The organism is Allobosea sp. OK403, assembly GCF_900113835.1.
In the GTDB taxonomy this organism is placed as follows: domain Bacteria; phylum Pseudomonadota; class Alphaproteobacteria; order Rhizobiales; family Beijerinckiaceae; genus Allobosea.
This window is the reverse complement of record NZ_FOQV01000001.1, coordinates 74,995-97,430: the sequence shown is the minus strand read 5'-3', so window position 1 is coordinate 97,430 and position 22,436 is coordinate 74,995. Positions and strand designations below refer to the sequence as shown.

The following is a 22,436-nucleotide window of genomic DNA, read 5'->3' as shown; positions in this document are numbered from 1 at the left end:
AGTGGCTCCGGGGGATCAAGCGGCGTTGTCGGCGAGGTCCGCCGCAAGCTGTGTCAGGCGTTCTTGTTTCTGCAGGCGGATGCGTTCGCTCACTGCGGCAAGCGTCTCCAGCGTCGTCATGATCGCCGCCTCATCGACGCCATCCAGCACTTCGCCAGCGATTTCGCCGCGCACCGTGTCGAGATCATCGACCAGCGCGCGTCCATCGGGCGTCAGATGCAGGAGGTAGGCGCGTCGATCGTTCGGATCTGGCCGGCGTTCGACCAATTTCTGTTGCTCCAGCCGGTCGAGCAGCCGCCCCACCGAGATCGGCTGGACGTCGAGCTGCTCGGCCAAAGCGGCCTGGTTGAGGCCTTCCTGCCGGCGCAGGCGCCCGAGTACGCCCCATTGCGCGCGGGTCGTGCCGTGCAGACGCGCGCGCTGATCGACATAGGCCCGCAGCAGCCGCGCGGTCTCGACCAGTTGGAACGTCAATTCACGCTTCAGGGGGCGCTTCATCTGCCGTGCCTCGGATATCATAAGCCTGCTTATGATATGGGCGGCGATTGCGGCAATTTCTGGATCGCCTTCGCAGTTGCACAATTTCCTGAGCGCAATCTGGCGTTGGCCGCCGGACCGCGCTTTTGCGCGCTCAGACCTTCGCTTCCTGCTCCATCGAGGCGCCGCGCAGGCCGCCGGGAACGCAGAGTTTTGGGTAGAGCCGGGTCATTTCGATGATCAGGAATTTCACCGGCACGTCGAAGAAGGCGCCGTGATCGGCGATATAAGCCATGAATTCGCGGCCCTGCCCGTCGAAACTCTGGAGGAGCGCGTCATGTCGGCCGTCGAAAAACAGCGGCGCGACGCCGAGCTTCGCACACAGGCTCGCATTGAAGGTCGGCGAGACTTTCAGCCAGCGGCCGCCGAGAAAAACCTCGGTATAGCCGTGATAGGCGAAGATATTGGTGCCGACGGCCTCCAGCAGGCGCGGCGTCGCGAGATGGTTCATGACGTCGGCGAGGCCGATTCGCGCCGGGATGCCGAGCGCGCGGCAAAGCGCGGCGTAGAGCGCCGCCTTGCCGACGCAATAGCCCGTGCCGGCCGCGAGCACGGCGCTCGCACGATAGCTGTCGGGGTCGAGATAGTCGCGATAGGGATCGTAGCGGATTTCGTCCCGCACCGCAGCATAGAGCAGCCGCGCCTGGGCTGCCGGCTCGGCAACGCTCACTGTCAGCCGCTGCGCCTGCGCGATCACATCTGGGTGATCGCTGTCGATGAATTCGGCCGGGCTCGTGAAGAGCACGCGGTGGCTGTCCTGCATCGCTTTCATGCCCCGCGCTCGAGGTGACGCGCGAAGCCTAGCACTACAGTGGCCGCCCCGCGACGGCAGCGTGGTGCGAACCTCTACACAGCCTTCAGGCCACCGCCGCGGCCGGCGCTTGATTGCCGTCGTCGCGCGCCTCGAGCGCGGCCATCGCCGCCATGACGCCGCCGCTGCGATGCGGCACGCCGGCCGCCGCCAACCCCATCTCGACGCCCGACAGCGCGCCCAGCAGCATGAGCTCGTTGCATTCGCCGAGATGGCCGATGCGGAAGACCTTGTCCGCGACCTTGCCGAGCCCGGAGCCGAGCGAGATGTTGTATTTCTCCAGCGTGATCTTGCGGTAGCGGTCGGCGCTGTGGCTCGGCGGCATCATCACGGCGGTCAGCACCGGCGACTGCTCGGCCGGGTTTTCGCAGAGCACCTCCAGCCCCCAGGCCTTGACGGCGGCGCGCGTCGCGGCGGCGAGGCGCTGATGCCGGGCGAAGACAGTGTCCAGCCCCTCCTCCTGCAGCATCGCGAGCGCCTCGCGCAGGCCATAGAGCAGGTTCGTCGCCGGGGTGTAGGGGAAGAAGCCGTTGGCGTTGATCTTCACCATCTCCTGCCAGTCCCAATAGGAGCGCGGCAGCGTGTTGGTTTTCGAGGCCGCCATCGCCTTCTCGGAGACCGCGTTGAAGCTCAAGCCCGGCGGCAGCATCAGCCCCTTCTGCGAGCCGGAGACGGTGACGTCGACCTGCCATTCGTCATGGCGGTAATCGACCGAGGCGAGCGAGGAGATGGTGTCGACCATGAACAGGGCCGGATGGCCGGCAGTGTCGATCGCCTTGCGTATCTCGGCAATGCGGCTCGTCGAGCCGGTCGAAGTCTCGTTATGGACCACCATCACGGCCTTGATGGTGTGCGCCTTGTCCGCGACGAGCCTGGCCTCGATCGCCGCCGGATCGGCCCCGCGCCGCCAATCGCCCGGGATGAAATCGACATTGACGCCGAAGCGCGCCGCGATCTGGCGCCAAAGCGTGGCGAAATGGCCGGTCTCCGCCATCAGCACCGTATCGCCTGATGAAAGCGTGTTGACGATCGCCGCCTCCCAGGCGCCGGTGCCCGAGGATGGATAGATCACCACCGGCTGCCCAGTCTTGAAGACGGCCTTGCAGCCCTCCAGCACCGTCTTGCCGAGCCTGGCGAATTCGGCGCTGCGATGGTCGATGATCGGCATGTCCATGGCGCGCAAGACGCGATCGGGGATCGGGCTCGGCCCCGGAATATGCAGGAAATGTCGACCCTGCTGCGTTGCCATGGCGTGTCCTCCTTAGCGCGTGTTCTTGGTGCGCATTTCGACTGCGCGTTCTCCGTAGCCGATTTTTTGCATTCATTTTTTGAGAATGCAATCGTCAATCGGAACTCAAACTAGACGCTCATCACCTCGACAGCCAGCCACGCTTGGCGTACCCAATGGCCATGGCGAGTACAATTCCGGACCTGAAAATCATGGAGATTCCGGCAACCAAGCTGCGCGACACGCCCGCCATCGAGGCACCCCGGGCGGCGGTCTCGCTGCATGACGGGCTGGTGGCGGCGCTGCGCGACTACATCGTCGAGGGCAATCTCGCCGATGGCGCGCGCATTCCCGAGCGCCTGCTCTGCGACCGTTTCGGCATCTCGCGCACGCCCTTGCGCGAGGCGCTGAAAGTGCTCGCCGCCGAAGGGCTGATCGACCTGCTGCCGAACCGTGGCGCGCGCGTGCGCGCGTTGAGTGCTGAGGATCTGCGCGAGCTCTTCGACGTGATGGGCGGGCTGGAGGCACTGGCCGGACGCCTGGCCTGCGAGCGGATTTCGGATGCGGACGTGGCTGAAATCGAGCAAACACACCATGAAATGTACCGTTTCTACCTGCGCCGCGAGATGCATGGCTACTTCCAGTGCAACCAGGCGATCCATCGCATGATCGTCGAGGCGGCCGGCAATGCGACGCTGAGCGCGACCTATGCCAGCTTCGCCGGACGCATCCGCCGCGTGCGCTATTCAGCCAATCTCGCCAAGGAGCGCGATCGCTGGGGCGAGGCGATGCGGGAGCATGAAGCGATTCTGGACGCACTGCGCCGGCGCGCCGGCGGCGAACTCAGCGACATCCTGTTCCAGCACCTGCGCAACAAGCGCAAGGCGGCGCAATCGCAAACCGCCCCCGATCCGGCGGACGCCTGAGCCAACCGCATCGGCGTTCTGGACACCGCAAAGCGGCGCCGCCCTGCAGCTTGTCCGGGATGACAACGAAGGCCACGGCGCCCAGTATCGCGCGCATACCTTCCAATATCGATTTAATATTGAATGCAGATTTTTTTGGTTCTAGGCTCCCCTTACGACGCCGTCAGAGCGCGACTAAGGGAGGTTGAGGATCATGAAGCAGCTGGCGCTGGTGCTCGGCGACAGGGCCGAGGACTCGTTTCGCCAGGCGCTGCTCGGCTCGGGCGGCAGCCTCAAGGTCTTCGCCGCCAACGGGCTCGTGACGACGCTGGTCGGGCTGGCGCTGCTCCTGCTGCTCTGGGGGCCGGTCATGGACGGGATCGGCGCCCTGCGGCGACGCGGCCAGCCAGCCAAACCCGCCGAGGCGGCGGAATGACGCGACCATGAACCAGACCGCCACGACCGCAGCCCATTCCCGCAATCTCGGCCTCGAGCGCCGTCTCACGCAGACGCTGGAAGGCGAGGTGCGCTTCGACGCCTTCACGCGCGGCCGCTATGCCACCGACGCCTCGATCTACCAGATCATTCCGCAGGGCGTGGTCTTCCCGAAATCGGAAGCCGATATCGCGGCAGCGCTGACGATCGCCGCCGAGCACGGCGTGCCGGTGATCGCGCGTGGTGGCGGCACCTCGCAGAACGGCCAGCCGATCGGCGATGCGCTGATCCTCGACATGAGCCGGCATTTCAACGCCATCCGCGATTATGATCCGGCCGCCCGCACGATCTCGGTCGCGCCCGGCCTCGTGCTGGAGGCGCTCAACGCGCATGTCAGGAAGGACGGGCTGTTCTTCCCCGTGGAGCCCTCGACCGCCAGCCGCTGCACCATCGGCGGGATGACCGGCAACAACTCCTCGGGTGCGCGCTCGCTGCGCTATGGCAAGACGGTCGACAATGTCATCGCCATGAAGGCGCTGTTCCATGACGGGGAACCCTTCGCACTGGGCGACGGTTTTGCCGGAGACAACCAGTCGATCAGGGCGCGCGATCTGATGACGCGGATGCTGGCGCTGGCCGACGGGCACCGGGCTGAGATCGAGGCGATCTTCCCCAAGGTGCAGCGCCGGGTCGGTGGCTATAATCTCGACGAGCTTCTGCCTGCCCGGCCGAACCTCTCGCATCTGCTGGTCGGCTCGGAGGGCACGCTCGCCATCACCACCGAGGCGACGCTGAAGCTCTCTCCGCTGCCAGCCCATCGCGTCATGGGCGTCTGCCATTTCCCGAGCTTCCGCTCGGCGATGGAGACGACGCGCCATATCGTGGCGCTCGGCCCGGTCGCGGTCGAGCTCGTCGACAATAATGTGCTCGTGCTGGGCGCCGACATTCCGCTTTTCGTGCGCACGCTCGCCGACATCACCAGGGGCCAGCCCAACTGCCTGCTGCTGGTCGAATTCGCCGGCGACGATCTCGCCGCGCTAAAGCACGACCTGAAGCGGCTCGACCAGTGCATGGCCGATTTCGGCTTCCCCGATGCGGTGGTGGAGGTGGTCGAGCCCGCCAGACAGAAGCCGGTCTGGGAGGTGCGCGAGGCCTGCCTCAACATCATGATGTCGATGAAGGGCGACGGAAAGCCGGTCTCCTTCATCGAGGATTGCGCCGTCCCGCTCGAACATCTCGCCGATTATACCGACGCCATCACCGCGCTGTTCGAGCGCCACGGCACGCGCGGCACCTGGTATGCCCATGCCTCGGTCGGCTGCCTGCATGTCCGCCCGATCCTGAACATGAAGGACGAGGCCGGGGTCAAGGCGATGCGCGGCATCGCCGAGGAGGCCTGCGAATTGGTGCGCCGGTTCAAGGGCTCCTATTCCGGCGAACATGGCGACGGCATCTCGCGCTCGGAATTCGTCGAGCCGATGTTCGGCGGCCCCCTCACCCGCGCCTTCGAGCAGGTCAAGGACGGCTTCGATCCCGATAACCGCTTGAACCCCGGCAAGATCGTACGCCCGCTCAGGATGGACAACCGCAGCCTGATGCGCTTCGCGCCCGGCTACGCCACGCCGATTCCGGCCGAGACAGCGCTCGACTGGTCCGACTGGGGCGGGCTCGGCGGCGCCGTCGAGATGTGCAACAATAACGGCACCTGCCGGAAGATGACGGGTGGCACGATGTGCCCCTCCTGGCGCGCCACGCAGGACGAGACGCATCTGACGCGCGGGCGGGCGAACAGCTTAAGGCTCGCCATCTCCGGCCAGCTCGGGCCGGACGCCTTCACCTCGCCGGAGATGAAGGAGACGCTCGATCTCTGCGTCTCCTGCAAGGGCTGCAAGCGCGACTGCCCGACAGGCGTCGACATGGCGCGGATGAAGATCGAGTTCCTGCACCATTATCACCAGCACCATGGCCTGCCGCTGAAGGAGCGCCTGATCGCCTTTCTGCCGCGCTATGCGCCCTATGCGGCAAAGCTCGCCCCGCTGATGAACCTGCGCGACCGCATTCCGCTGCTGGCGCGGCTGAGCGAGCGCTGGCTCGGCTTCAGCGCGCGGCGCTCGCTGCCGGTCTGGCGCAGGCCCTGGGCGCAAACCGGCCGAATTGCGACGCCGGGCGACGTGAAAGGCGACGGCCGCGACATCGTGCTCTTCGGCGACAGCTTCAACCGCTATTTCGAGCGCGAGAATCTCGAAGCCGCCGAGCGCGTGCTGGCGGCCGGCGGCTATCGCCTGCACAAGGTCGAGCCCAGGGATGGCGGCAGGCCGCTCTGCTGCGGGCGCACTTTCCTATCGGCCGGGCTCGTCGACGAGGCGCGCATCGAGGCGAAACGCACCCTCGAAGCGCTCGCGCCTTTCGTCGCCAAGGGCGCGCGCATCGTCGGGCTTGAACCCTCCTGCCTGCTGACTTTCCGCGACGAATTCGGCGCAATTCTGCCCAGGGCCGAAGTCGAGCCGGTGGCGAGCGCCGCCTTCCTGCTCGAAGAGCTGCTCGCCGCCGACCTCAAGGCGGGGACAACCACCCTGCCCCTCAAGGACCAGGCCGGCCGCATCGCGCATCTGCACGGCCACTGCCATCAGAAGGCTTTCGCGGCAATGGGTGCGGTCGAGGCGACCTTGCGCGCCATTCCCGGCCTCGATGTCCGCCCGATCGAATCGAGCTGCTGCGGCATGTCGGGCGCCTTCGGCTATGGCGCGGCGACGATCGACGTCTCCTTCGCCATGGGCGAGCTCGCCTTGCTGCCGGCCGTGCGCAAGGCCGGCGCGGGCGATCTCATCGTCGCCGACGGCACGAGCTGCCGCCACCAGATTCATGATGGCGCGCGCCGCGAAGCGATGCATGTCGTGCGCGTGCTGGCCGAGGCGCTGGAGGACAAAGCCGACAAGACCGGCTGATCAACGACCCGGCAAACGGGCGATCCAACGGGAGGAACGACCATGCTGGGACGATATTTCTGGGCAGCGCGATGGCGCGCGGTTTCACGGCAAATGCGGATAGGGGCATGGCGAAGGATTATTTTTTAGCGAGCGGCCGCTGGGACAATGTCGTGCTGGTGATCGATCTCGACACTGCGCTCGACCCTGCCAATGACGGCACGCCGAAGGCGGTGGTGAACCGCCTGCGCGTCACGCCCGATATCGTGGTCGACGGCAAGACGGTAATTTCGAGCGGTCAGCCGATCAGTATCGCGATCGCTCCCGACAACAAGCGCGCCTATGTCGTCAACCATTCCGGCCGGACGAAGCCGGAGCTGGCGGCCGCCTTCCAGCACGGCCACGCCGGCACCGTCACGGTCATCGACCTGGTGAAGGCGCTCGATCCCGCAAGCAACGACACGCTCGCCGCCGTCGCGGGCTATATCGAGACGGAAGGCTTTGGGCCGACCGGCTTTGCCATAGCGGCGGACGGCAAGCATGCGGTGCTCGCCCATGCCGAGCGCGAAGGCGACGAGGATGGCGGCCGGCATCTCAGCATCGTCGATCTCGCCACCAACAGAGTGATCCGTAGGGTCGAACTGGCCTATGGCAAGCCGGGCTTCCCCTGCCCGCCCGATCCGGTGCCGCATCGCGCGCCGGACCCGAAATTCGGCTGCTTCCCCGACACCAATGGCGTGACGATCAGCCCGCTCGGCGGCGGCACGATCTTCGGGGCCAATGGCGGCACCGACGACATCACGGTGATGAGCCTGCAGAAGGCGATCGCCGGCGAGGCCGGCGCGGAGCTCGCGCGCATCCCGGTGCAAGCCGGCGGCTTCGGCATCTCGGTGAGCCCCGACGGCAAGCTGGTGGCGCATGCCTCCCGCGAAAGCGCACAGACCGACATCCCCGGCAACACGGTCTCGATCATCGATGTCGAGAAGGCCTTGGCCGATCCCGCCAAGGCCGAGGTCGCGCGCGTCCTGGTCGGCACCGACGACAAGGCCACGCCGACCCGGCCTTTCGTGGCCGCCTTCCTGCCGGACTGCAAGCGCATCCTGTCCACGCATTTCCGCGCCAACAACATCGACATCATCGATGTCGCCAAGGCGATCGCGGGTGGGCCCGCGACGATCCGGCGGGTCGAATTGAAGACGCCGGGCGGCGAGCCCTCGCGCCCGCGCGGCATCGCGATCACGCCCGACGGCAAATACGCCGCCATCACCGGCGCACCCAAGGGCAAGCCGAACTCCAGCATCGTCTGGATCGTCGATCTCGCCAGCTATGAGGTGAAGGGCCGTGTCACCGAAATCGGCAATGAAAGCTACATGATCGGCGCGTTCCAGGCGCCGTAATCCTGGCTCCGTAGTCCTTTTCGACGTCCGGACAGGCGGCGCACGGCCGATCGCGCCTTTGCGCTTGCCGTATTCTGCGATCCCGGCCACATGTCAGAGGCTTCCAAGAGCAGGATGCGAAAAAGTGGAAACCGGTTTTTCGCATCCTGCTCTCACTTTTTGATGAGAGACGGATTCAGATTACAGCTGGATCACTCTGTGATCCCAGCTGTAATCATCCGGCTCTAGAATTCCACCAGAGCGCCTCATGCTGGCCCCGCACGACCCATATGGTTTCCTGGAGAATGGCGGCGAAATCGGCGCGCTCATCGCGCAATTCGACTGGTCGCGGACGCCATTGGGGCCGATCGAAACCTGGCCGCAGAGCCTGCGCACCACGACGGCGCTGGCGCTCAGCTCGCCGCTGCCGGTGATGCTGCTGTGGGGGCGCGACGGCACGCTGATCTACAATGACGGCTATGCCGCCTTTGCCGGCAAGCGCCACCCTGCCCTGCTCGGCGCCAAGGTGCTGGAGGGCTGGCCGGAAGCGGCCGAACTCAACGCCCGGGTCCTCGACACCGTGCTCGCCGGCAACACGCTCTCGCTGCGCGAACAGCGCCTCGCTTTGAACCGCCGCGGCGTGCCGGAGGATTGCTGGCTCGACCTCGACTATATGCCGATCCTCGGCGAGGACGGTCGCCCGGCCGGCGTCTTCGCCCTGGTCATCGAGACCACCGAGCGTGTCCGCACCGAACAGCGGCTCAAGATCGCGCAGGAGGCCAGCGGCGTCGGCGTCTTCGAATGGTATCCCGAAAGCGGCCTGCTCGACGTCTCCGACGAATATCGTCGCATTTGGGGCATGCCGCCGGACGTGCAGGTCACCGATGATCTGCTCGTCAGCCTGCTGCATCCCGATGACCGCGCCCTCTCGGGGTCGCCGCGCCTGACCGGGGCCAATCCCCTCGCCTATGTGGAATATCGCCGCTTCGACCCCGCCACTGGAGAGATCCGCTGGATCGCGCGACAGGGCGAGGCGGTCTCGACGCCCGAGAGCGGGCAGCGCCGTTTCGTCGGCGTCTGCTTCGACATCACGCCGCGCAAGGCGGCCGAGGACGCGCTGCGCGCCAGCGAGGCGCGCTGGCGCAATCTGTTCGAGCAGATGCAGGAGGGGTTCTTCATCGCCGAGGCGGTGCGCGACGCCGCCGGGACGATGGTCGATTTCCGCTTCGTCGAGATGAACCCCGCCTTTGAGGCGCGCACCGATGTCAGGATGGCCGATGCGATCGGCCGCAATGTCAGTGAGATCATCCCGAACCTGCCGCCGGAGCTGATCACGACCTATGCCATCGTGCTCGAGACCGGCAAGCCGGCGCGCTACGAGATCAATGTCCCATCGATGAAGCATCGCTGGTTCGAGGCGCGGGCAAGGCGCATCGGGCCGGACCGCTTCTCGGTGCTGTTCCTCGACATCACCGGCCGCAAGCGGGCGGAAGCCGCGCTCAGGGAAAGCGAGGCGCGCTTCCGCACGCTTTCGCAATCCATGCCGAACCATGTCTGGACCGCCAGGCCCGACGGCCAGCTCGACTGGTTCAACGAGCGCATCTACGCCTTCACCGGAGCAGCCCCTGGCACGCTCGACGGCGAGGCCTGGATGGCGATGGTCCATCCCGAGGATGTGGCGAGCGCTGCCGCCTCCTGGGAGAATGCCCGGCGCGACGGGATACCCTACGAGACCGAATTCAGGCTTCGCCGCCAGGACGGCACGTTTCGCTGGCACATCGCCCGTGCGGTGCCCGCCCATGACGAGCGCGGCGCGATCACGCGCTGGGTCGGCACCAACACCGACATCGACGCGCAGAAGACGGCGGAAGCCGCGCTCGCGGACCTCGCCGATACGCTGGAGGAGCGCGTCGCCGCCCGCACCGCCGAACTCGCCAAGGCCGAGGAGGCGCTGCGCCACAGCCAGAAGATGGAAGCCATCGGCAATCTGACCGGCGGCATCGCCCATGACTTCAACAATCTGCTGCAGGTGATCAGCGGCAACCTGCAATTGCTGTCGCGGGAAATCGCTGGCGACGAGAAAGCCGAAAAGCGCGTCGACAACGCCATGGCGGGCGTCGCGCGCGGCTCCAAGCTCGCAGCCCAACTGCTCGCCTTCGGCCGCCGCCAGCCGCTGGAGCCCAAGGTCGTCAATGTCGGCCGCCTGATCCGCGATATGGACGACCTGCTGCGGCGCACTTTGGGCGACGCGATCGAGATCGAGAGCATCATCGTCGGCGGGCTGTGGCACACGCTGGTCGACCCGGCCAATGTCGAGAATGCCATCCTCAACCTCGCGATCAACTCGCGCGACGCCATGGATGGCCAGGGCCGATTGACGATCGAGGCCGGCAACGCCTTCCTCGACGACGCCTATAGCGGCGCCCATCGCGACGTCGCTGCGGGGCAATATGTCCAGATCTCGGTCACCGACACCGGCTCGGGCATGAGCCGCGAGGTGATGGACCAGATCTTCGAGCCGTTCTTCTCGACCAAGCCGCAGGGCAAGGGCACCGGTCTCGGCTTGTCCATGGTCTATGGCTTCGTCAAGCAGTCCGGCGGCCATGTGAAGGTCTATAGCGAGCCCGGGCGGGGCACGACGATCAAGCTCTATCTGCCGCGCTCGCTCCAGACTGAGGACATGCTGGTCGAGAAGGACGCAGGCCCGGTCACCGGCGGCAGCGAGACCATCCTCGTCGTCGAGGATGACGAGGCGGTGCGCGAGACCGTGATCGCGCTATTGGGCGAGCTCGGCTATCGCGTGCTGAAGGCGCCCGACGCCCAGAGCGCGCTCGCGGTCGTCGAGAGCGGGGTCGCGATCGACCTGCTCTTCACCGATGTCGTCATGCCGGGCCCGCTGAAGAGCCCGGATCTGGCGCGCAAGGCCAAGGAGCGGCTGCCCCAGCTCAGCGTGCTGTTCACCTCCGGCTATACCGAGAACTCGATCGTCCATGGCGGGCGACTCGACGAGGGCGTCAACCTGCTCTCGAAGCCCTATGGGCGCGAGGCGTTGGCGCGGAAGATCCGCCAGGTTCTGGTGCAGGACGGCAAGACGCCGTCCTATGAGACCGTCCGGCCCCAGCCGAAAAGCGCAGCGCAGAAGGCGGCGTTGCAGGCTGCGGCCGCCCCGGTGCCGGAGCCGGCGCGCCGGAGCAACCTGACCGTGCTCGTCTGCGAGGACGACGCCATCATCCGCATGGACACCGCCGACATGGTCCAGGATCTCGGCCATGTCGCCCTCGAGGCGGAGAACGGGCTGAAAGCGCTCGAGATCGCGACGGGTCGCAATGTCGACATCCTGCTGACGGATATCGGCCTGCCCGATATTTCGGGCAGCGAACTGGCGCACCGCTTACGCGCATTGAAGCCCGAGCTCGCCATCATCTTCGCCACGGGCCGCGACCAGGTCGAGGGTTTCGAAGGCGCGGCCCGCACCGCGCTGCTGAGAAAGCCCTATCGGCTGCACGCGCTGGAGAAGATCCTCGGCTCGATCCTGGATTGAGAAGCGCCTCCCGCCGCCTTCCGGACCGGGCTGTCACTTGCGTTTGCAGCGCCCGCCGCGTGCAGGCTTGCGCATGGCCAGGCATGCTGCGCTGCGGCTAGACTTGGCGGAGACACAGACGAACTTGCCCATTCCAAACCCTGCCCATTCCAAACCCTGCCCATTCAAGGCGAACCGACCACGATGAGCCAGCTCTTCAGCCCCTACACGCTCGGCGAACTCACCCTCGCCAATCGCATCGTCATTGCCCCGATGTGCCAGTATTCGGCCGAGGACGGCCGCGCGACCGACTGGCACATCATCCATCTCGGTCATCTCGCCTTGTCGGGAGCCGGGCTGCTCTTTCTGGAAGCGACGGCAGTCGAGCCGGAAGGCCGGATCAGCCCGTTCGATCTCGGCCTCTGGTCGGATGAGACCGAAGCCGCGCTGGCCAAGGTGCTCGCCGCCGTGCGTGCGCATTCGCAGATGCCGATCGGCATCCAGCTCGGCCATGCCGGCCGCAAGGCCTCGGTGGCACAGCCCTGGGCGGGCGGCGGCCAACTCGGCCTCGACCAGGGCGGCTGGCAGACGGTCGCCCCGTCGACTGTCGCCTTCGAAGGCCACGCCCGGGCTCCCCACGCCCTGACGGCCGATGAGATCGCCCGGCTCGTCGAGAGCTTCGCGCTTGCCGCCAAGCGCTCGGTCAGGCTCGGCCTCGATGCGATCGAGCTCCACGGGGCCCATGGCTATCTGCTGCACCAGTTCCTCTCGCCGCTCTCCAACCGGCGCGAGGACGCCTATGGCGGCTCGCTGGAGAACCGCATGCGCTTCCCGCTCGCGGTGTTCGAGGCGGTCAAGGCGGCGGTGCCGTCTTCCCTTCCCGTCGGCATCCGCGTCTCCGGCACGGATTGGGTCGAGGGCGGCTGGAATATCGAGCAGACGATCACCTTCGCCACCGCCTTGCAGGCGCGCGGCTGCAGCTTCATCGACGTCTCGGGCGGCGGCCTTTCAGCCGCGCAGAAAATCCCGCTCGGCCCGAGCTACCAGGTTCCGTTGGCGCGTGCCGTGAAGCAGGCGACAGGCCTGCCGACCATCGCGGTCGGGCTGATCACGGAAGCCGACCAGGCCGAGGCGATCATCGGCACGGGCGACGCCGACTTCGTCGCGCTGGCGCGTGGCATGCTCTATGACCCACGCTGGCCCTGGCACGCCGCCGCCCAGCTCGGCGCAACCGTGAAGCCGCCCTCGCAATATCTGCGCTCCCAGCCGCGCCAATACAAAAGCCTGTTCGGGTAAGTCACGACGACCTGAAACCAAACACGCCGTCATCCCGGGCGACCGCAGGGAGACCCGGGATCCATTCCTGAACCTACTCAAAGAAGGCTCAGGAATGGATCCCGGATCTGCGCCGCTTACGCGGCTTGTCCGGGATGACGGCGTATCGTTATTCAGTTCCCAAGAGCATCCGATCGCTCCCAGCTCAAAGACAACGGACACACATGACCGCCTATTCCGAGCTTGCCAATCATTTCGGCCGCATCGCCGCGCTGTCCAACGCCATCGGCATCCTGAGCTGGGACAATGCCGCGATGATGCCGACCGGCGCCGCCGCTACGCGGGCCGAGAGCATGGCCCTGCTCGACGTGCTGCGCCATGGCATGGTGGTCGAGCCGCGCATCGGCGACTGGCTGGGCGCGGCCGAGGCCGATGACGGGCTCGGTCCCTGGGAGCGCGCCAATCTGCGCGAGATCAGGCGGCTCTGGACGGTTCAGACTGCGCTGCCGGCCGATCTGGTGGAGGCGTCGAGCAAGGCGATCTCGGTCTGCGAGATGCGCTGGCGGCAGGCACGCACGGACTCTGATTTCGCCGGGCTCCTGCCGTTCCTGAGCGAGGTCTTGAACCTGCAGCGCCAGATCGGCCAGGCGAAGGGCGAAAAGCTCGGCCTTTCCCCCTATGACGCGCTCTTGAACGACTACGAGCCCGGCGGGCGCTCGGAGAAGATCGACGCCTTGTTCGACGATCTCGCCAGCTTCCTGCCTGGCTTCACGCAGGAGGTCCTGGCGCTCCAGGCACGCCGGCCCAAAACGCCGGAGCCGCAGGGCCCGTTCGCGATCGAGAAGCAGCGGGCGCTCGGCCTCAAGATGATGGCGGCGCTGGGCTATGATTTCGAGCGCGGCCGGCTTGACGTGTCGACGCACCCGTTCTGCGGCGGGGCCGACAATGATGTCCGCATCACCACGCGCTATGACGAGAGCGATTTCGCCAAGGCCTTGATGGGCGTGCTGCACGAGACCGGCCATGCGCTTTACGAGCAGGGCCGGCCGCAAGCCTATATGAGCCAGCCTGTCGGTCAGGCGCGCGGCATGAGCCTGCATGAAAGCCAGTCACTCCTGGTCGAGATGCAGGCCTGCCGCTCCGCCCCGTTCATCCGCTTCGCCGCGCCCTTGATGCGCGAGGCTTTTGGCGGCTCGGGCCCGGCCTGGGAGCAGGAGGCCCTGCTGGCGCGCTACACCAAGGTCGAGGCCGGCTTCATCCGCGTCGACGCCGACGAGGTGACCTATCCGGCCCATGTCATCCTGCGCTACCGGCTGGAGAAGGCGCTGATCGCCGACGAGATGCCGCTCTCGGAACTGCCCTTCGCCTGGAACGCCGGCATGAAGGCGCTGCTTGGCGTAACCCCGCCCGACGACCGCCGTGGCTGCCTGCAGGACGTGCATTGGCCGAGCGGCGGCTGGGGCTATTTCCCGACCTATACGCTGGGCGCGATGACGGCGGCGCAGATTTTCGAGGCCGCCTGCAAGGCCGAGCCCGAGATCCTGCCTTCGATCGGGCGCGGCGACTTCTCGCCTCTGGTCGGCTGGCTGCGCAGCCATATCCATAGCCAGGGCAGCCTCTACGAGACCGACGAACTGCTGACGCGCGCCACCGGCCGCCCGCTCGACGCCGGCGTGTTCAAGGCGCATCTGCGCCGGCGCTATGGCACGGCGGCTGCGTAGCTCGCGCTCAAGCAACGCCCCGTCATCCTGGGCGAGCAAAGCTCGTCCCGGGATCCATCGGAGGACTCCGGAGCCCTCCGATGAATCCCGGAGCTGCGCGGCTTCGCCGCTTGTCCAGGATGACGCGGTAGTTCCGAGAACAGACAGGCTAAGTCAGCCCAGATCTCCGGCAAGCACCGGCATCGGAAACCCGCCGAACGCCTGCTCATAGGCCGCCCCCAGCGCCAGCAGGCGATCATCGGCGCCTTGCGGCCCGATCAGCTGGAAGCCGATCGGCATACCGTCCCGGTCCGGCCTCGCCGGCAAGGTCAGCCCCGGCAATCCCAGCGCATTGGCGAAGGCGGTGAAGACCGCGTGGCCGCGCGGGCCGACCGATTGGCCGTCGATCACATCGGGGTGCGTCTGCCCGACCGGCCAGGGCTGCGCCGCCGTCGCCGGCATCAGCAGCAGGTCGAAGCGGGAGAAGAGCGCCTCGAACGCCTCACCGGCTGCCTCGAGCGTCCGCAGCATGCCGAGATAGTCGCTGGCCGAGTGGTTGCGGCCGCGTTCGGCCATGGCGGCGATCCCGGGCTGTACGGGTGCGTCCCGCCCGAGCTTGAGATGCGCGTCGAGCAGCCAGGCCACACCGGCTTCGCTGACGATCGACCAGATCGCGTTGACCGGCTCGGCCAGGGTGAAATCACCCAGGCGCTCGACGGCATGGCCGAGCCCGGCGAAGCGCTCGGCCGCCCCGGCGACGCTGGCAGCGATCGCCGGATCGACCGGTGCCTCGCCAAAGCGAGGGATGAAGGCGATCCGCTGAGCAACGGGTGGCGTGGACACCTCCCCTGTGCCGGCGATGATGCGCAGCATCGCGCGGACGTCGCCGACACAGCGCCCGACCGGCCCTACCACCTCGAAAGCGTCGAGGATCGCGGGAAAGCCATGCCGGCGCGGCACCAGCCCGCGCGAGGGCTTGAGGCCGACCAGCCCCGCATGCGCCGCCGGCCGGCGGATCGAGCCGCCGCCATCGGTGCACAGCGCTAGCGGCCCGATACCCGATGCCACGGCCGCAACCGCCCCGCCGCTCGACCCGCCAGGCGTGAGGCCCGGGTTCCACGGATTGCGCGTCGGGCCGAAGAGCGCGTTGTCGGTGACGCCCTGCACGGTGAATTCCGGCACATTGGTCTTGCCGAGGATGACGGCCCCTGCCGCGCGCAGACGGGCGACCGGCGTCTCGTCGCGCTCCGGCACGAAATCGGCGTAGCAAGCGCTACCCCAGGTGCTGCGCAGGCCAGCGGTCAGGATGTTGTCCTTGATCGTCAGCGGGACGCCGTCGAGGAGCCCGAGCGCTTCGCCACGGGCCCAGCGGCCGGCGCTGGCCCGCGCCGCCGCCTGCGCGCCCGCCCGGTCGAGCGTGACGACGGCGTTGAGACGCGGATTGACGGCGTCATGGCGCGCCAGAACCGCTTCCAGCGCCTGGACCGGCGTGGCGCTATCCGCTGCGAAAGCCTGCGCGAGTTGCCCGGCGCTCAGGGCCCAGAGTGGCTGGTCGCTCATTGGAAACGCGCTCCGCAATTATCATGTCCGCTTGCATCATGCCCGCATGGTGCCCGGCTGGGAAACGCCGATATTCCAACCGCTAAGCCATGGCTGCTCATCCGACAACGGGCTTGAAACGAAGAGCAATTAGGATTTTAATCAAGCACCCGCTAAGGGCAATGTCAGGGAGAACGCAATGCTGAGGACTTTGATCGTCGCATCCGCTTCCGCCATCGCTGTCGCATCCGTCTTCGCCACGCCGGCCTCGGCGCTGACGATGAAGGAATGCAGCGCGAAGTATCAGGATGCCAAGAAGGCCAATACGCTGAAGGGCCAGAAGTGGAACGATTTCCGCAAGGCTCAATGCGGCGACGACGACGCCTCCGACAACGATGCCGCAGCAGCAGTCACTGACCCCGCACCGGCGCCAGCGGCTACGCCCGCCGCGACGGCACCCGGGCAAAAGCCGGCGGCAGCGCCCGCACGCGCCAAGGCTGCGGTCTTCCCCAAGGTCGTCGCGCCGAAATACTCCGAGGAATCGCCCGGCAAGGCCCGGCTCAAGACCTGCGTCGACCAGTACAACGCCAACAAGGTCGCCAATGCCAATGGCGAGCTGAAATGGATCGAGAAGGGCGGCGGCTACTGGAGCCAGTGCAACACCAAGCTCAAGAGCTGAGTTCAGTCACTGCACGAAACATCGCAGCCCCGGATCATATCCGGGGCTGAAGCTTTACGGCGGCACGCGGAGAGCCCCGCGCTCAGGAATCTACCTGCCTACACGCAAAAACGCGGCTATTGGGTCGCGTAGATCCGCTCGCCCACCCGGATGAAATGGGTGGGGTCGTTGGGCTCGCCATTGATGCGCGTCTCGTAATGCAGATGCGGGCCCGTCGAGCGCCCGGTGCTGCCGACCAGCCCGACCACCGTGCCGAGCGCGACGGGCTGGCCCACCGTGACGTTGATCGCCGACAAATGGCCGTAGCGCGTGGTGATGCCGTTGCCATGATCGATGATGACGAGATTGCCGTAGCCGCCGCCGACACCTGCCGTCTGCACCACGCCTGATCCTCCGGCATGGACGGGAACGCCGATCGGCGAGCGGAAATCCGTGCCGGCATGGAAGCGTGCCTCGCCGGTGAACGGATCGGAGCGCGTGCCGTAGGAACTCGTCATCAACCCGGCGCTGCCCGGGATCGGCCGGAAGAACGGCACGGCGTTCGCCGCCGTCCTGAGCCGGCCCAGGACCGAAAGCGTGCGCCTGATCTGCGCGACATTGCTCTCGAACGGGCCGCCGCCGAAATCCTTGGTCTCCGGCAGCAGATCGGCGACCTGGCCACGCACGAGCGCAGCGGTGGGCACGAATTTCTCGGCGTCGAGCCCGACCTCGGAGAAAGCCGAACGCAATTGCAGCAGGGTCGATTGCGAGCGCTGCGTCAGGCCGTTGAGCGAACCCAGCTGCACCTTCTCGAAACGGTCGATCGCATGTTCGAGATAGGTCACGCGCTCGGGCGCGGGATAGCTCGGATCGAGGATGGTGAAGGTCGATTGAGGCGCCGCGCGCTGCACCGAAGCCGCCTTGATCGGCGCCCCGCCAGCCTCGCCGAACTTCACCGGACTCGCGCCGTCGGGCAGGCGGGTCTGGTCGGCCAGCGCGGTCAGCATCGCCTGGCGCGCCTCAAGCGCCGCCTGGCGCAGCATCAGATCGGCGATACGCCCCTCGACGCCGTCACGCTCCAATCGGGTCTGCCGGGCGAACCGGTCGAGCTGGGTACGGAAGACCACGAGCTTCTGCTCATAGGCGAATTGCATGTCGCTCTGCTGCGCGACGAGGCGCGCCGAAAGCTTGTCGCCGAAGATCAGGGCGCTGGTCGCGATCGCGGCCCAGCCGGCCAGCAGCGCAAAGGCGACGAGCACAAGCGCGATCGTCGCCGGCCCGACTGTCATGGTCCAGCGCGGGCGGCCCGGCCGCGAAAGCTTTACCGCCTTGTCGCGCTTGCCGGCCTTGTCCGATTTGCCGTCGCCCTCGGTCGCGGGTTCGGCCTTGCGCAGCTGCGCCTGGGCCTTCGCCTCGGCGGCAGCAACCTTTGCCTCGGCGGCAGCCCTTGCCTCCGCGGCCTTTGCCGCCTTCATCCGGGCAGCAACGCGCTCGGCCGCTGTCTGCGGTTTGGCTGGGGCGGAACTCAAGGCCGGGCTCCTCCAAGCATGTCCTGGAAAACGGCGCGCGCGATTCTCTGCCGAGCCTGACGAAAGTCAACGCCGCAACGACACTTCAGATCGGCAGCCCCACCACCTGCCGAAAGGGAGGTGGAGTCCATTTCCTTACGCGGGAGAATCTTTGACTTTACACAACGCAAAGGCATTTTGCCGCAATAGCCTCGCCAAGATACCGACGATTGTCGATTCGGAGCACGAATTGTCAATCGATTGCGTAATTGACATGACACGCGTCCCGTTGAAACACTCCAAGCCAGCAATGTTTCTCTAGGTCCGCCCGTGTCATCACCTTGCGACATCACCGTGTTTCCCAGCATGCGAGGCATCCCGGAGCGGCGAGATCAGGCGCTCCGACACCAGGCATAAGGACCGGGCCACGCGCAAAACCGAGAGGCGCGTCAGATATACGAATGAATTCAGAGCGTTACAGGAGATGCCCCCTGAATGGACTTGATTCTCTGAACAGCCTTGGCCTCTCATCGCCTTCCGCCGCAAGGAGCCCTGCCATGACCGCGACCCTGCCTCCCGAACAATCCGCCCTCGACCGCGAGATTCTCGACGAATTGTTCGAGATCGTGCCAGACGAGTGGGACGCTTTCCTGCTTTCGGTCGAGCCGCGCAAACTCGACGGCGATGGGCAGATCGTCACCATCGTCAACCCGGACATCGCCGGGGCGGAAATCCCGGCGACAGAGGCGATCCGCGTCTGCATCGCCAAGCTTGCGGCCTTCTTCGCCCGCGAAAAGCGCAGCTGGGAGCGCCTGACCTATGCCGCCTTCGCCGACGAGGCCGGCACCTGGCGCGTCAAGATCACCGCACCGCTGCCGCCCCCCACGGCGCCGGCCGGATGAGCGCACTGGGACCGGCCGTGGTCAAGATTAGGCACGCGGTGCTTTCGTGCTTGTTCCGCCCCATTGCGCCACGTTACGATGCGTGAGCGTGGCCGAAACACAGTTTGCCGGCGGCGTGACGAAGCGGGATGCGCCGCTCACGCCTTGATCTGGAATCATGACGATGGCTCGAAGGCTCGGCGATGTCTTGGAACAGTAAGGTCGTCTGGGGCGAAGGACTTTTTCTGCGGCCGCATCATCTGCAGCAGGCGGATCGCTATCTCGAAAACCTCGTCGATGCGCGCACGCGCTTCATCACGCCTTATCCCTGGGGCTTCTCGACTCTCGAGATCGACCGCGACCTCGCCCAGCAGAGCCGCTTCGGCCTGCGCCGCGCGGCCGGCATCCTGCCCGACGGCACGCCCTTCGATATTCCCGCCCACAGCCCCCTGCCCGCTCCCATCGATGTGCCGGACGCCGCCGCCAAGCAGCTGCTCTGGCTGACCATGCCGGTCGCGGCGGCCAATACGCGCGAGGTCGACGAGCCGACGAGCGCCACCGCCAGCCGCTATGTCACCGCCAGTGAGACACTGATCGACTCGACTGCCGCCATGCGCGTCGAGGAGGAGATCGACGTCGCCTATCCCCGGCTCGGCTTCGATCTGCGCAAGACCGCCAAACCCGGCTATGTCAGCATGCCCGTCGCCCGCATCGTCGAGGTGCGCGACAAGACCATCGTCTTCGACGACAAATTCATCCCGCCGGTGCTGATCGCTTCGGCCTATCCTGCGATCGACGGCTGGATCGACCGCGCCATCGGCTGGATCGAGGCCAAGCTAGAGGAGTTGGCGCGCTATGCGGCGGATCCGACCGCCGGCGGCGGCCTGCAGAGCGCCGATTTCTTCGTGCTGCAATTGCTCAACCGGCACCTGCCGGTGCTGCAGCATTTCCGGCATTCGCGCTATATCCATCCCGAGCGGCTCTATGAGGAGTTCGTGCGGATGGTCGGCGAACTCGCGACCTTCGCCACGCCGGAGCGCCGGGCGCGGACCTATCCACGCTACGACCACGACAATCTCGAACTCGTCTTCGAGCCGATCCTGCGCGACCTGCAGGATTTCCTCAGCGCCAGGCTCGGCCGCCGCGCCATCCGGCTCGAACTGATCGAGCGCGCGCCCAACGCCTTCGTCTCGACGATCCGCGACCGCAGCCTGTTCCGCAACGCCAATTTCGTGCTGGAAGTCGCGGCGCGCCGCCCCCTGATCGAGATCCAGCTGCAATTCCCGCAGCTCTTCAAGATCGGCCCGAACACGAAGATGAACGACATCGTTAACGCTCATCTGCCGGGCGTCGGCCTCAATCACATTCCGACCCCGCCACCGCAGATCCGCGCGGTCGCCGACCATGTCTACTTCCTGCTGGACAAGAACTCGCCACTCTGGCCTGAATTCAGCACGGCAAACGCGATCGGCCTGCATTTCTCGGGCGACTGGCCGGAACTGCAGCTCGATCTCTGGGCGATCCTCGGAGACAGGCGATGACCGAGCCCAAAGACCCGTTCGAACCTGCCTACAACCCCAATGAGCGCACGGTCGTGCGGCCCAATCCCGGTGGCAGGCGCCCGGTCGCCCCGAGCCCGCCCAGCTCGCAGCCCGAGCAGCCGGGCCCGTTCACGCCTTCGGCCTACCCGCCCCCGCCCGCCTCCTACCACCCGGCCTCGGGCTACCAGCCGCCGCCGAGCTACCCGCAGGCAGACCCCAACGCCGCCGCGCAGGACGCCTGGGCCGATGCGCCGGGCCAGAGCTATCCGCAGCCAGCCCCGCCGCCCTACCAGCCGCCGCCGGCGCAGAGCTACGCTCCCCCGCCCCAATCCGCGCCGCAGCCGCAACCACCAGGCTCCGTGCCACAGGTCGCGCCGCGCGAGATGCCGGTGGCGCCCAATGCAAATCCGATCATGAGCGCGGCCGCGCCGATCCTCTCGATCCTCGGGCGCCTGCGCGTGGCCCTGGCCTATGCCTCGTTCAGCCAGTTGATGGACCAGGTCGCGGGCGCGATCCAGCGCTTCGAGGCCGACGTCACCGGCGCCGGCATCGGCCAGGACCAGGCCAAGCAGGCGAAGTACACGCTCTGCGCCACCGCCGACGACATCGTCCAGAACATCCCCGCGCAGGATCGCCAGCTCTGGACGCAGTACAGCATGCTGAGCCGCTTCTTCGGCGAGCGCACCGGCGGCATCCGCTTCTTCGAGGAGCTAGACCGGGCCAAGCAGGACCCGATCCTGAACTACAACGTGCTGGAGCTGCAGCATGCCTGCCTGGCGCTGGGCTTCCAGGGTGTGCACCGGACCTCGGCCGGCGGCCAGGCGACCTTGCAGACGATCCAGCGCAATCTCTACGAGACGCTGCGGCGCGTGAAGCAGCGCGTCAATCAGGAGCTTTCGCCGCGCTGGCAGGGCCAGGACATGGCGGCACGCGGCACGACCGTGCGCATCCCGTTCTGGGCGATGGCGTCGCTTGCGGGCGTCCTGCTGCTTGCCATGTACCTGACCCTGCGCTCGCTCCTGAGCTCCGGCAGCGACGCGGTGATCGACGATGTCGGGCGCATCTTCCCGACGACCGACGTCTCGATCGAGCGGCGCGTCGTGCAGCCGGTGAAGCCCACGCCTCCGCCGCCGATCAAGACGACGCAGCTCGAACGCATCCGCGCGGCGCTGGCGACCGAGATCGGCGAGCAGAAGCTGGCGGTGGATTCCGTCTCGACCGGCATCATCGTGCGCGTCAACAGCTTCGCCTCCTTCGAGCCCGGCAAGGCGACGGTGATCGACGCCTTCCGGCCGCTCGCCAAGCGCATCGCGCAGACGCTGGAGAAGGAGCCCGGCCAGATCAAGGTCACCGGCCATTCCGACAACACGCCGATCAAGACCGTGCGCTTCGCCAACAACTACGAATTGTCGGTCGAGCGTGCCAAGGCCGTCGGAGCCCTCCTCACGGAGGATCTCAGCGACAAGAAGCGCATCCTCGCCGACGGCAAGGGCGACACCGCCCCCATCGCCTCGAACGATACGATCGAAGGTCGCGCGCGCAACCGGCGCGTCGACGTGCAGATCCCGCATGAACGCTGAGCTGAGGCGGAGGCGCTC

Annotated in this window: 15 protein-coding genes and 1 pseudogene; 11 read left to right on the top strand and 5 right to left on the bottom strand. The window is 66.8% G+C overall.

Annotation, left to right across the window (positions count from 1 at the left end):
- Window positions 1-15 precede the first annotated feature (15 nt).
- From BMZ97_RS00400 to BMZ97_RS00390, 3 genes are all read right to left on the bottom strand, one after another.
- Entirely contained in the window at window positions 16-498 is a 483-nt protein-coding gene (locus tag BMZ97_RS00400) for a MarR family winged helix-turn-helix transcriptional regulator (RefSeq protein ID WP_092164312.1), read from the bottom strand.
- 133 nt (window positions 499-631) lie between these two features.
- Window positions 632-1,309, bottom strand: a complete 678-nt coding sequence (locus BMZ97_RS00395) for a transglutaminase-like domain-containing protein (RefSeq protein WP_092164310.1) — start codon at window positions 1,307-1,309, stop codon at window positions 632-634.
- Between the two features lie 85 nt (window positions 1,310-1,394).
- Window positions 1,395-2,597: a pyridoxal-phosphate-dependent aminotransferase family protein gene (locus tag BMZ97_RS00390; RefSeq protein WP_092164308.1), complete on the bottom strand. Its 1,203-nt coding sequence runs from the start codon at window positions 2,595-2,597 to the stop codon at window positions 1,395-1,397.
- A 191-nt stretch (window positions 2,598-2,788) separates the two neighbouring features.
- On the opposite strand from BMZ97_RS00390, the gene BMZ97_RS00385 reads away from it, so the two are divergent.
- The 7 genes and pseudogenes from BMZ97_RS00385 (at window position 2,789) to BMZ97_RS00355 (ending at window position 14,732) form a co-directional block, all read left to right on the top strand.
- Complete coding sequence (locus tag BMZ97_RS00385; RefSeq protein WP_244546176.1) at window positions 2,789-3,502, top strand: GntR family transcriptional regulator; 714 nt, start codon at window positions 2,789-2,791, stop codon at window positions 3,500-3,502.
- Between the two features lie 202 nt (window positions 3,503-3,704).
- Window positions 3,705-3,917 (top strand): annotated as a pseudogene (locus BMZ97_RS00380) (tripartite tricarboxylate transporter permease); the annotation flags it as partial.
- 7 nt (window positions 3,918-3,924) lie between these two features.
- Window positions 3,925-6,861, top strand: coding sequence for an FAD-binding and (Fe-S)-binding domain-containing protein (locus BMZ97_RS00375; RefSeq protein ID WP_092164307.1), 2,937 nt, complete (start codon window positions 3,925-3,927; stop codon window positions 6,859-6,861).
- Window positions 6,862-6,968: 107 nt separating this feature from the next.
- Window positions 6,969-8,237, top strand: coding sequence for a beta-propeller fold lactonase family protein (locus BMZ97_RS00370; protein ID WP_092164306.1), 1,269 nt, complete (start codon window positions 6,969-6,971; stop codon window positions 8,235-8,237).
- A gap of 247 nt (window positions 8,238-8,484) precedes the next feature.
- A complete protein-coding gene (locus BMZ97_RS00365) occupies window positions 8,485-11,757 on the top strand; it encodes a hybrid sensor histidine kinase/response regulator (RefSeq protein WP_092164305.1) in 3,273 nt (1,090 codons plus the stop codon).
- Window positions 11,758-11,940: 183 nt separating this feature from the next.
- Entirely contained in the window at window positions 11,941-13,032 is a 1,092-nt protein-coding gene (locus BMZ97_RS00360; protein WP_092164304.1) for an NADH:flavin oxidoreductase/NADH oxidase, read from the top strand.
- Between the two features lie 203 nt (window positions 13,033-13,235).
- Entirely contained in the window at window positions 13,236-14,732 is a 1,497-nt protein-coding gene (locus BMZ97_RS00355; RefSeq protein ID WP_092164303.1) for a carboxypeptidase M32, read from the top strand.
- Between the two features lie 153 nt (window positions 14,733-14,885).
- Here the strand turns inward: BMZ97_RS00355 and BMZ97_RS00350 are convergent, their stop codons facing one another.
- Window positions 14,886-16,271 (bottom strand): amidase, encoded by a 1,386-nt coding sequence (locus BMZ97_RS00350; protein ID WP_092164302.1) that lies wholly within the window; start codon window positions 16,269-16,271, stop codon window positions 14,886-14,888.
- A gap of 178 nt (window positions 16,272-16,449) precedes the next feature.
- Here BMZ97_RS00350 and BMZ97_RS00345 point away from each other — a divergent pair, with 178 nt between their 5' ends.
- Entirely contained in the window at window positions 16,450-16,929 is a 480-nt protein-coding gene (locus BMZ97_RS00345; RefSeq protein ID WP_092164301.1) for a hypothetical protein, read from the top strand.
- 116 nt (window positions 16,930-17,045) lie between these two features.
- On the opposite strand, the gene BMZ97_RS00340 is transcribed toward BMZ97_RS00345, so the two are convergent.
- Window positions 17,046-18,437 (bottom strand): M23 family metallopeptidase, encoded by a 1,392-nt coding sequence (locus tag BMZ97_RS00340; protein WP_139221122.1) that lies wholly within the window; start codon window positions 18,435-18,437, stop codon window positions 17,046-17,048.
- Window positions 18,438-18,973: 536 nt separating this feature from the next.
- On the opposite strand from BMZ97_RS00340, the gene BMZ97_RS00335 reads away from it, so the two are divergent.
- From BMZ97_RS00335 to tssL, 3 genes are all read left to right on the top strand, one after another.
- Window positions 18,974-19,318 carry a hypothetical protein gene (locus tag BMZ97_RS00335; RefSeq protein ID WP_092164299.1) on the top strand — a complete coding sequence of 115 codons (345 nt, stop codon included), beginning with the start codon at window positions 18,974-18,976 and terminating at the stop codon, window positions 19,316-19,318.
- A 182-nt stretch (window positions 19,319-19,500) separates the two neighbouring features.
- On the top strand, window positions 19,501-20,838 hold the full coding sequence (tssK, locus tag BMZ97_RS00330) for a type VI secretion system baseplate subunit TssK (protein WP_092164298.1): 1,338 nt from the start codon (window positions 19,501-19,503) through the stop codon (window positions 20,836-20,838).
- On the top strand, window positions 20,835-22,418 hold the full coding sequence (tssL, locus tag BMZ97_RS00325) for a type VI secretion system protein TssL, long form (RefSeq protein ID WP_092164297.1): 1,584 nt from the start codon (window positions 20,835-20,837) through the stop codon (window positions 22,416-22,418). Before tssK ends, tssL begins: the two co-directional genes overlap by 4 nt.
- Window positions 22,419-22,436 lie beyond the last annotated feature (18 nt).

Bases quoted from the DNA above. Each gene is read 5' to 3' on its own strand.
- BMZ97_RS00400 (WP_092164312.1), bottom strand. From the start codon at position 498: ATGAAGCGCCCCCTGAAGCGTGAATTGACGTTCCAACTGGTCGAGACC.
- BMZ97_RS00395 (WP_092164310.1), bottom strand. From the start codon at position 1,309: ATGAAAGCGATGCAGGACAGCCACCGCGTGCTCTTCACGAGCCCGGCC.
- BMZ97_RS00390 (WP_092164308.1), bottom strand. From the start codon at position 2,597: ATGGCAACGCAGCAGGGTCGACATTTCCTGCATATTCCGGGGCCGAGC.
- BMZ97_RS00385 (WP_244546176.1), top strand. From the start codon at position 2,789: ATGGAGATTCCGGCAACCAAGCTGCGCGACACGCCCGCCATCGAGGCA.
- BMZ97_RS00375 (WP_092164307.1), top strand. From the start codon at position 3,925: ATGAACCAGACCGCCACGACCGCAGCCCATTCCCGCAATCTCGGCCTC.
- BMZ97_RS00370 (WP_092164306.1), top strand. From the start codon at position 6,969: ATGGCGAAGGATTATTTTTTAGCGAGCGGCCGCTGGGACAATGTCGTG.
- BMZ97_RS00365 (WP_092164305.1), top strand. From the start codon at position 8,485: ATGCTGGCCCCGCACGACCCATATGGTTTCCTGGAGAATGGCGGCGAA.
- BMZ97_RS00360 (WP_092164304.1), top strand. From the start codon at position 11,941: ATGAGCCAGCTCTTCAGCCCCTACACGCTCGGCGAACTCACCCTCGCC.
- BMZ97_RS00355 (WP_092164303.1), top strand. From the start codon at position 13,236: ATGACCGCCTATTCCGAGCTTGCCAATCATTTCGGCCGCATCGCCGCG.
- BMZ97_RS00350 (WP_092164302.1), bottom strand. From the start codon at position 16,271: ATGAGCGACCAGCCACTCTGGGCCCTGAGCGCCGGGCAACTCGCGCAG.
- BMZ97_RS00345 (WP_092164301.1), top strand. From the start codon at position 16,450: ATGCTGAGGACTTTGATCGTCGCATCCGCTTCCGCCATCGCTGTCGCA.
- BMZ97_RS00335 (WP_092164299.1), top strand. From the start codon at position 18,974: ATGACCGCGACCCTGCCTCCCGAACAATCCGCCCTCGACCGCGAGATT.
- tssK (WP_092164298.1), top strand. From the start codon at position 19,501: ATGTCTTGGAACAGTAAGGTCGTCTGGGGCGAAGGACTTTTTCTGCGG.
- tssL (WP_092164297.1), top strand. From the start codon at position 20,835: ATGACCGAGCCCAAAGACCCGTTCGAACCTGCCTACAACCCCAATGAG.